The following is a 5,690-nucleotide window of genomic DNA, read 5'->3' as shown; positions in this document are numbered from 1 at the left end:
TGTGGCACAGTATCGAGCAGACACAGCGTACCCAAATTGAAGCCATCTCGATCGAGCAAGGGCGCACCCGCATAAAATCGCGTCGCTACGTCGGATTGCACGAACGGATTACAGGTAAAGCGATCGTCTAGCCGAGTATCGGGAACGATCAGCAGCTCGTCGGTTAACACGGCAACATTACACAGCGCATCGTTGCGCGGCACTTCAGGGGCACCAAAACCAATGCTGGACTTAAACCAAGCTCTCGACTCATCCACTAGCGAAATCAGCGCAATCGGCTTCTCAAACAGTCGCACTGCGAGGGCTGTGATGCGATCGAACGCCGCTTCAGCAGGTGTATCGAGGATTTGATAGCGATGCAGTGCCGCCAACCGTTCCGGTTCGTTGGCAGGTAAGATCGGGTCGATCGCGTCTAGTGGTAGTGAGTCAGCCATGATGCCCCCTGCGAATGGCTATTGATGTTGGTAGTTGCTAAAATAGCTCGATTCGTTAAAAATGTACTCCTCCATTATGAACTGTTGCCATGTCAAGCTTTGAGTAATTTAACTAAATAACTATCGATCGGGCAAAATCCGATCGCTAAAAATCGGATTTTAATCGACTTAAAAATCTCTCAAACCCTGCTATAGAGTGTTGTTTTAGACTTTTCGAGTCGAGATCGACCGACTACGAGCCTATGGCTTGGTTTAAATTATTTTTCGATCGCTGGATCGGTGCTTTGTAATGCAAATCTATTTTTTGTAAGCTGGCGGAGCGTCCGCCTTGCGGAATCGATAAATTTTCTGTCAAAAATATTGGCTTTGCGCCTGTCACGCTCCGTTCAATTTATTACGCTCAAGAATTAAACATCCATTAATCCGAGCATATTCGATCGAATTTACTAAGATCTTGGCTCGATAACGATCTCGGCTGTAATTTATCGTTCCGATCGATACTTTTTCACAGCTTCACGATTCATTCAATTGATAGATATCAAAACCGAGCTTGATTGATATCGTGAATGTAGTTAGACAATACATCAACAGTAAACTAGAGAGCGATCGTCCATGAGGAAAACAGGAATCGAGCGACACATTCTAAATTCTCCACTCCAGAGTTTGTATCCACATAACAGAAAAGTAAGCTTTATCGGTGGGGAAGGAATCGTGCGAAGCTCTAGTTTTGAAGGTGGAACTTGGAAGTACTTAGTCGAGATGCCACTAGCCCCAGTAATGCCTAAATTTGGCAGAATCGGGGCAGAAACAATAGTCTTGTTAGATGAAGTAGAACTAGCTGCGATCGGAAATTAATTTGATATTAATTAAATCTAAACCTGACGATGCGCTCATTCAAATAGACTTGGTAAGCAGACTGAGCTGTTCGAGTAGTTCTTTGGCGGCTGGCTCGGAAGATGCAGGGTTTTGTCCGGTAATCAGCAGACCATCTTTGAGAACATAGGGCTGCCAATCGGCTACTTTGGAATAATGCCCACCGTTTTGCACGAGCATATCCTCGACCAGGAACGGAACGATTTCGGTCAATCCGGCTGCTTGCTCCTCGGTATTGGTAAAACCTGTGACTGCCTTACCTCGGACGATGGGAGAGCCATCAAGACCCTTGACATCACGGAGTACGCCTGGAGCATGACAGACTAGGGCGACTGGTTTGCCTGCGGCTAGCATGAACTCAATGAGATCGATTGAGACTGGATCTTCTGCTAAGTCCCACAGGGGGCCATGTCCGCCAGGGTAAAACACTCCATCGAAATCACCAGCAGCAACCTCGCTTAATTTGAGTGTGTGCGCGAGCGCGGTTTGAGCAGCGGGATCTGCCTTGAAGCGTCGTGTGTCCTTAGTTTGAGCATCTGGGGTATCGCTCTTGGGGTCGAGCGGTGGCTGTCCACCACGCGGTGAAGCTAGTGTAATCGTCGCACCTGCGTCTTTGAACGTGTAGTAAGGAGCAGCAAATTCTTCGAGCCAGAAACCCGTTTTTTTGCCCGTATTACCAAGCTGGTCGTGTGAGGTTAGTACCATTAATATTTTCATCTTGACTCCTTTAATTACTGATGTTTACGAACTGACGATCGATCGTTACGTAGCGATCGTCACTTTACTCGATCTTCAATAATGCCTCGAAACATCCTCGTTAAGATATTACTGAGGTGGCTCGCTCCGTTCGGAATTTGCTCTATCTATATTCGCTAATAACTAACCGTAAATGAATCAGCCTATATAAGTAGATTATAGAATTTATCGATCGTTTTTAAGACATTTAAAGTTTTAATCTCAAATAGCATGTTTAGATGAAATTTAGGTGAAATCATTAGCAGGAGTTGCATATTAATTTAAAAGCGATCGAAAGAGTATTACCAGACCTAAAAATAGCCCGATAGCTTTAGCAGCGTCGATCGAGCCACAGGAACGCCTGTCGCTAGCCAATCGTTTCTTGCCATCAAGTAGTTGAGATCGAGATCGAATATGTTAGTATGTAGATCGAGATCGTTAAAACGTCTCAAATAAAATTGATTTCCCAGTTGAGGAAAATTTTAATTGCTAATATTTAAAATCTTATTTTCAAACAAGTAGTCAGCCATAGGATACCTACTCCATATCCAGCAATAATATCAGTGGGATAGTGTACGCCTAAATACAAGCGGCTAAATCCGATCGCGATAATTAAAATACTGGCAGCAGCATAAATATATCTTTTGTAAATAGGAAATTTTCTAGCTAAGATATAACAAATAAAACCGTATACGACCATCGAACCAACTGCATGACCGCTTGGAAAAGAAAAGGAAGTTTCGCTAACTAATCGCGTCCATAGTTCGGGGCGAGGTTTGGCAAAAAATAACTTCATCACATAACTGATTGCGGCTCCACCCACACAGACGATTATAAATCTGATGTCATCAGCATATTGTCGCTTCATTCCCAACCAGGCAAGCATACTAATAAAGACAGTGACTACCGAACCTGGATTACCTAAAGCGGTAATAAACAGCATCACACTATCGAGTTGCGGAGTGGCAAATTGATGAACCCATAATAGGAAAGATCGATCGAAACTAAACGCTTCTTTTTCCCACACTTCGGTACACAACCAAGCAACAATACTGAGAACGAGCAAATAGCCAATCAGCCATACCCCTTGCCGTTTCAGGCTATTAATTAAATTCTGGCGACTAACTTGAAGATCGTGCATGACAAGATTAGCTTAATTAGATTTATATATTAGAACTGAAAAGGAGCGTGCATATTGAGATAGCTTAAAATTGAATCGGTCTTAACGATCGAGCGATCTTAGCTGCCAATCTACATTACTAAGATAGTTGCGATCGGCAATTGCTTGTGAAGGTAAAACTTTAGCAACAATTGCAGCTTCGACTAGATCTTTAGCTGTAACTTTTCCAGTTTTGACATCGTAAATGAACGAGCCGAATCCAGGAATAGACTGCTTCCGATATTGACCCTGGTAAGCGTTACCAACTAATTCAAACGGAGTTATGTATTCTATCGAAGTACTATTGGTTGCCTGTGCTACTGGTTTTGTAATGACCTCTGACTTACCTTTTGCTGCTACAGAAGTATTTACAGCTAATGAAATGGCGATGACTATCAAACCGCTTGGGAGAAAGCGTTTCATAAAAATATACCTTTTACAATCGATCGAATAAATCGATCTTACAAACAAATTGTCAAGAACTAGACAAGACATCTGATTCATTTATTTCTAAAATATTTTAGTTCTTGACGAGTTCTTGACTTTTATTACCTAACGTAGATGGTGTTGAGTCCAAATTCAGAAATTTAACCCATGAAACCCTCAGTAAAAGTCAGTCTCATTGCCGCAGTAGTCGCTACTATGGGTATCGGTGGTATTGCCAAAATGGTATCGGCATCGTCACCTAATACATCATCAATGGCAGTTGCCCAAGAGAAAGTAGAATCGCGCGAATCATCTACTGACGAAGCAAGCGAAATAGCTAAACTCCAGCCCCTGGCTAAAATCTCAGCAAGCCAAGCACGACAAACAGCAGAAGCAGCACTAGGCAATAAAGCTAGTAACATTCAGCTAGAGAATGAAGACGGTAACTTAGTTTATGCCGTAAATATCGGTCAAAATGAAGTGAAAGTTGATGCCGGAAACGGAAAGATTCTCTATACGGATAATACTGCCAAAGAGGGAGCTGAATCAGAAGGTTCTCGCCCGCGTAGCAGCATTCAAGTAGCTGAAGTGGAAAAGGGCGAAACTAATGATGATGGTAAATAACTGCTAATCTGCGAAATTTACCCGATCTAATGGTAGTCGAGCGATAGTTTTCATCCTAATAGGATAGTGATACCTACTATCGTTCGATTTATTATTTATCTCGATCTATCGAGAACGATCGAAACTAAACTATTCAATTAATCGCTCCTGTCCGCTTAAAAATTCATTGAAGCTAGATATATTCATGAATATTTTACTAACAAGTGTAGGTAGAAGAGTCGAGCTACTCAAAGCTTTTTATCAGTCAATGTATCGACTCTCTTCACGAGAGGCTACGCCAAATAACATCACTGGCAAGATAATTACTGCCGATTTTAAAAGAAGTGCTCCAGCTTCTTTCCTTGCAGATACAGCCGAACTCGTCCCTAAAATTAACGACCCTACTTATATAGATAGCTTAATCGATATCTGCGATCGACACTCTATCGATTTACTCATTCCATTAATCGATACAGAACTTCAACTCCTGTCACTCCATCAGCAGCAGTTTCGAGATCGTGGAGTCACTCTAGTCGTCTCATCAGCAGAAACAAATCAAATCTGTTATAGCAAGAAGAAGACTAGTAACTTTTTTAAAGAAATTGGTGTCAAAACACCGATAATCTATGAATTAGATCGAGTTACCGAGCTAGATTTACCACTGATAATCAAACCCGATACGGGTAGTTCTAGTATCGGGCTACATTATATTCAGAGTCAAGTCGAGCTAGAATTCTTCTCAAATTATATAGAAAATGCGATCGTCCAACAGCTCATTACTGGTGAAGAATATACGATCGATGTTTTGGTAGATTTTCACGGTAACGTAATATCGATCGTTCCGCGACTGAGAATCGAAACTAGAGCGGGTGAAATTAGCAAAGGGATGACTGTCAAAAATCCAGCTTTAATTGCTGCGGCAAAACATGTAGTCGAATCTTTACCTGGTGCGATCGGTTGTATTACCGTTCAGTGCTTTTTACAGACAGATGGGGAGATTGTTTTTATCGAAATCAATCCCCGTTTTGGTGGAGGTTATCCTTTATCTTATCGAGCTGGAGCAAATTTTCCTGGTTGGCTGATGCAGTTATATCTGGGCGAACGTCCTAAAGTCGCGATCGATGAATGGGAAGATGGCTTGGCAATGCTCCGTTATGATGATGCGCTCTTTGTTAAGACTAATGAGATTTCATTTTCACTTAAAGATTGAGATTAATTAATAACTATATGGATAAGTTAAAAACACTTATCTTTGATTTAAATGAAAGCAACAACAAACACCAACGAGCAAGACATTCTCAGTAAAGTTCCAGCAGTCACCTTGAGCTTCTGGATAATCAAGATTCTGGCTACAACTCTCGGCGAAACAGGCGGCGATGCTTTGTCGATGTCGATGAATTTCGGCTATCTCTTCAGTACGGCCATCTTTGCAGGCATATTTCTGTCTCTTATACACATCT

8 protein-coding genes and 1 pseudogene are annotated in these 5,690 nt (G+C 42.0%); 4 read left to right on the top strand and 5 right to left on the bottom strand.

The genetic code is table 11. From position 1 onward, the window contains the following. Both C7B77_RS22240 and C7B77_RS31515 read right to left on the bottom strand, forming a co-directional pair. A partial coding sequence (locus C7B77_RS22240; RefSeq protein WP_146138452.1) for a GAF domain-containing protein occupies positions 1-434 on the bottom strand: 434 nt, incomplete at its 3' end. 232 nt (positions 435-666) lie between these two features. Then, positions 667-789: a hypothetical protein gene (locus C7B77_RS31515; RefSeq protein ID WP_281261382.1), complete on the bottom strand. Its 123-nt coding sequence runs from the start codon at positions 787-789 to the stop codon at positions 667-669. Positions 790-1,046: 257 nt separating this feature from the next. Between C7B77_RS31515 and C7B77_RS22235 the strand changes: the two genes are divergently transcribed. Beyond that, on the top strand, positions 1,047-1,289 hold the full coding sequence (locus tag C7B77_RS22235; RefSeq protein WP_245894310.1) for a hypothetical protein: 243 nt from the start codon (positions 1,047-1,049) through the stop codon (positions 1,287-1,289). 39 nt (positions 1,290-1,328) lie between these two features. On the opposite strand, the gene C7B77_RS22230 is transcribed toward C7B77_RS22235, so the two are convergent. The 3 genes from C7B77_RS22230 to C7B77_RS22220 all read right to left on the bottom strand — a co-directional run bounded on the left by C7B77_RS22230 (position 1,329) and on the right by C7B77_RS22220 (position 3,624). Next, a complete protein-coding gene (locus C7B77_RS22230) occupies positions 1,329-2,024 on the bottom strand; it encodes a type 1 glutamine amidotransferase domain-containing protein (protein WP_106310009.1) in 696 nt (231 codons plus the stop codon). 514 nt (positions 2,025-2,538) lie between these two features. After that, a complete protein-coding gene (locus tag C7B77_RS22225) occupies positions 2,539-3,183 on the bottom strand; it encodes a phosphatase PAP2 family protein (RefSeq protein ID WP_106310005.1) in 645 nt (214 codons plus the stop codon). A gap of 81 nt (positions 3,184-3,264) precedes the next feature. After that, a complete protein-coding gene (locus C7B77_RS22220; RefSeq protein WP_181243971.1) occupies positions 3,265-3,624 on the bottom strand; it encodes a hypothetical protein in 360 nt (119 codons plus the stop codon). Positions 3,625-3,795: 171 nt separating this feature from the next. Here C7B77_RS22220 and C7B77_RS22215 point away from each other — a divergent pair, with 171 nt between their 5' ends. The 3 genes and pseudogenes from C7B77_RS22215 to C7B77_RS22205 form a co-directional block, all read left to right on the top strand. Beyond that, positions 3,796-4,251 carry a PepSY domain-containing protein gene (locus C7B77_RS22215; protein WP_106310002.1) on the top strand — a complete coding sequence of 152 codons (456 nt, stop codon included), beginning with the start codon at positions 3,796-3,798 and terminating at the stop codon, positions 4,249-4,251. 184 nt (positions 4,252-4,435) lie between these two features. Beyond that, on the top strand, positions 4,436-5,440 hold the full coding sequence (locus C7B77_RS22210) for an ATP-grasp domain-containing protein (RefSeq protein ID WP_106309999.1): 1,005 nt from the start codon (positions 4,436-4,438) through the stop codon (positions 5,438-5,440). Positions 5,441-5,491: 51 nt separating this feature from the next. Then, positions 5,492-5,690, top strand: a pseudogene (locus C7B77_RS22205) (hypothetical protein); the annotation flags it as partial.

Origin of the sequence: Chamaesiphon polymorphus CCALA 037, from assembly GCF_003003845.1 — a bacterium.
Lineage (GTDB): Bacteria > Cyanobacteriota > Cyanobacteriia > Cyanobacteriales > Chamaesiphonaceae > Chamaesiphon > Chamaesiphon polymorphus.
The sequence above is the reverse complement of the archived record's forward strand: the minus strand, read 5'-3'. Positions and strand labels throughout refer to the sequence as shown.